The 2,995-nt window shown below is 52.9% G+C and carries 2 protein-coding genes; both read left to right on the top strand.

What is annotated here, in order from left to right:
- Nucleotides 1-696: 696 nt before the first annotated feature.
- Entirely contained in the window at nt 697-1,632 is a 936-nt protein-coding gene (locus KUC_RS00010; protein WP_007110994.1) for an HAD-IIB family hydrolase, read from the top strand.
- 116 nt (nt 1,633-1,748) lie between these two features.
- On the top strand, nt 1,749-2,969 hold the full coding sequence (locus KUC_RS00005) for a glycosyltransferase family protein (RefSeq protein WP_007110993.1): 1,221 nt from the start codon (nt 1,749-1,751) through the stop codon (nt 2,967-2,969).
- The last annotated feature ends 26 nt before the right edge of the window (nt 2,970-2,995 follow it).

The raw sequence follows: 2,995 nt of genomic DNA, 5'->3' as shown, positions 1-2,995 counted from the left end.
GATTGCTTCACTGCGTTCGCAATGACAAAACCGAGGTCGCCACCTCACCTGTCATTGCGAGTAGCCTTCTTAATATGTCATTGCGAGGAGCCTTCTTAATATGTCATTGCGAGGAGCGCAGCGACGCGGCAATCTCAACCTACGGGGTGGCAGCTAACCCCGAGATTGCTTCACTGCGTTCGCAATGACAAAACCCAGACCGCCACGCTTCGCTCACGATGACATGAAAGGGGCACTGACAAAGAGAAATACCAATAAAAAAGCCCGCCGGGGGAGGCGGGCATTAAAGGGCTTGGCTCACTGCAGCCCACTGGCATCAGGTGAGGGGTGTACAGGATCACCAGTGGGTACAATTTTAGTATAGCTATTTATGGGGCGTTGCCAAGTCCTGTGACGCTTTTTATTAGTTTTCTTGGCAATTTAATTAGTTCTCATGCGTTTTTTGATAGAAGACAGCATCAAAAGCGCACCGATCTCTTTCATGCTCTTTTTTGGTGCGCTAAAGCTGCCTCTTTTTGGTGCTTGTGGCCGTTTATCCCTTAAAACTTCATGTAACTCCCTGCTGAACCGTCACTTCTCTCTTTTGGCTTATTAATTGCTATGCTTTTGATAGTCAATTAATAGCAGGTCTTAGAAAATTCGACGTTCTAGTCATGACGTCTTAACAGTGCGCTAAGGCCGAAGAGAGGTAGTGCCATGCCTGAATCCGCTCGTCTTTCCCCATCAACGCTTTCGGCAGCGTCAATCCCTTCGGTTGATCCTGCTCTCCAGCCGCGGCTGGTAGTGACCGATTTAGATGGTTCACTGCTGGATCATCACAGTTATGACTTCAGCCCTGCTGCCCCCTGGCTTGCCCGCTTAAAGCAGATGGGGGTGCCGGTGATTCCGGTGACCAGTAAAACCCGAGCCGAACTGATTCCACTGCGTGAAGCGCTGGGCCTCACGGCAACACCGTTTATTGCTGAAAATGGTGCGGTTATTGGGCTGCCGCCAGGTTGGTGTCATGCGCGCTTAGACCGCCCAGGCAGCGGCCGCGATGGCGTGGTTATCAAACATCCTGGTGTGGATATTGGTTTTATTCGTGCCCGATTGAAGGTATGGCGCGAACGCCTGGATATTCGTTTTACTCGCATGGGCGAGCTGAGTGTGCCTGAGGTGATGGAGCTCACTGGGCTTGATGCGGTTCGCGCCCGGGATGCGCGGCAGCGAGAAGGCAGTGAGCCCTTACTGTGGGAGGACACTGCCGCGGCCCTGGAGACATTCCGCGCTGCTTTAGAAGGGGATGGGTTAGAGCTTACTCAAGGCGGGCGCTTTTGGCATGTGATGGGGCGCTCCGCAGATAAGGGCAATGCCGTCGAGTGGCTGATTAAGCGTTTTACAGCGTTAAGAGGCCGAGCTCCTCTTTCACTAGGGTTAGGTGACGGGCCTAACGATATCACTATGCTCGAAGCGGTCGATCAAGCGGTCGTGATTCGTGGTTGCCACGACTTAGCCGTAGAGCCCCGCAACGCTTCGCTCTATCGCACGGACGCAACTGGGCCGACCGGCTGGGCCGAGGGCATGGATTACTGGTGGGGGCGAGACGACCGCCGTTTAGCGACGGCGGAGAAGGGTGATGCCGTTGTTATTTGAGTACAGTTATGTGAGTACAGTTATGTGAGTCCAGTACTTTGTCTCCAGTTCTATGACTCCAGTTCTATGACTCCATTTCTATGACTCCAGTTCTATGAATCCAGGGAGGTAAGATAATGAGTGACTTTCATCAAAATGGAATTATTACCGACTTTCACAACCTTACCCGGCGCACGGTCGAAGCGCTTGAACAGGAGCTTTGTCAATTTTCCCGGCGACGCCCAATGGGGCTAATTCTGCCGTCGCTTTTTTCGGAGCTGGAAGGGCCTGCATTGTCGGCGATCGTCGATGAGCTGGTTAAAGTCCCGTATCTCAATGAAATTGTCATTGGCTTGGATCGCGCTGATCGCGAGCAATTTTTATACGCTCGTGATTTTTTTTCACGCTTGCCACAGCATACGCGCATTTTATGGAACGATGGCCCTCGGCTGCGCGCCCTGGATGCGGAACTGGAAGAGCACGGGTTAGGCTCTTTGGAGCCTGGAAAAGGGCGCAATGTGTGGTATTGCGCAGGCTATATGTTGTCGTCAGGGCGCTCGACAGTGGTGGGGCTGCATGACTGCGATATTTTGACTTATGAGCGGGGGCTACTGGCGCGCTTGATGTATCCGGTGGCCCACCCTAATTTTAACTACAGTTTCTGCAAAGGCTATTATCCGCGCATTGCGGAGGGCAAGCTGAATGGTCGTGTCTCACGGCTGTTAGTAACGCCGCTGCTGCGGGCACTTAAAACCGTTTGTGGGCCGATGCCCTATCTCGACTATCTGGATAGCTTTCGTTATCCACTGTCGGGTGAGTTTGCGATGCGCAGCGAAGTGCTTGAGGGGATCCGTATACCTGCGGACTGGGGCCTGGAGATTGGCGTATTGTCAGAGTTGCAGCGTAACTACTCCTTGCGCCAGTTGTGCCAAGTAGATATTGCTGATGCCTATGACCATAAGCATCAGCCGGTCAGTGAAGACGATCCCGATGGCGGTTTAAACCGTATGAGCTTGGATATTTCCAAAGCACTCTATCGCAAGCTTGCGACACAGGGCATTACCTTTAGCAGCGAAGACTTCCGCACGCTTAAAGCTACCTACTACCGCTTCGCATTGGATTTGATAGAAGCTTACGACCACGATGCCACCATGAACGGCCTGAGTCTGGATCGCCATAGCGAAGAGCAGGCCGTGGAGCTATTTGCCAGTAACCTGCTCGAAGCGGGTAATTTGTTTATGGATAACCCCCGTGAGCGACCCTTTATCCCCAGCTGGAACCGGGTGCAGGCCGCGGTGCCTGATCTGCTCACACGTATGCACGAGGCGGTCGAGTTGGACAATCAAGGTAAGGTTTAGCGCCTATTCATATGCTATTGCAAGGC

It is taken from the genome of Vreelandella boliviensis LC1 (genome assembly GCF_000236035.1).
Lineage (GTDB): Bacteria > Pseudomonadota > Gammaproteobacteria > Pseudomonadales > Halomonadaceae > Vreelandella > Vreelandella boliviensis.
Note: the sequence above shows the minus strand (reverse complement) of the source record. Positions and strands in the feature narration are given on the sequence as shown.